Source organism: Neisseria sp. P0021.S007, assembly GCF_051956855.1.
The window spans coordinates 1-762 of the sequence record NZ_JBQCXA010000396.1 but is presented as its reverse complement, the minus strand read 5'-3'; the positions used below and the strand labels follow the sequence as shown (position 1 = coordinate 762).

The 762-nt window shown below is 48.8% G+C and carries 1 pseudogene; it reads right to left on the bottom strand.

Annotated elements, in window-relative coordinates:
- A pseudogene (locus ACTHUR_RS13595) lies at positions 1-762 on the bottom strand (DNA-directed RNA polymerase subunit beta'); the annotation flags it as partial.

Here is a 762-nt window from a genome sequence, read left to right as displayed (position 1 = left end):
GTGCCACAATCGTCTTCAACAACGACCAAGTCTTGAGTTACGTCTACCAGACGACGGGTCAGGTAACCGGAGTTCGCAGTTTTCAATGCGGTATCCGCCAAACCCTTACGCGCACCGTGGGTCGCAATAAAGTATTGCAATACGGTCAGACCTTCGCGGAAGTTTGAGGTAATCGGCGTTTCAATAATCGAGCCGTCAGGTTTAGCCATCAGACCACGCATACCGGACAACTGTTTAATCTGAGCCGCAGAACCACGGGCACCAGAGTCTGCCATCATATAGATGGAGTTGAATGACTCTTGATCGACTTCGTTGCCGTCACGGTCGATAACTTTCTGTTTAGACAAGTTATCCATCATCGCTTTAGCAATTTTATCGCCGGCACGACCCCAAATATCCACCACTTTGTTGTAGCGTTCGCCGTTGGTGACCAAACCTTGACGGTATTGGTCTTCGATTTCTTTAACCTCGGCATTAGCTTCAGCCAACAAGGCCGCTTTTTCTTTCGGAATTTCCATGTCGTCAACAGCAATGGAAATACCGCCTTTGGCTGCGAATCCGAAACCGGTGTACATCAAGTGGTCGGCGAAGATAACCGTATCGCGCAAACCGCATAGGCGGAACGATGCGTTAATCAGCTTAGAAATTTCTTTTTTCTTCAGCGCTTTGTTGATGTATTCGAACGGCAGGCCTTTAGGCAGGATTTCGCTCAACAATGCACGACCGACAGTCGTTTCGTAGCGGGTAACGACAGGCTCAAAT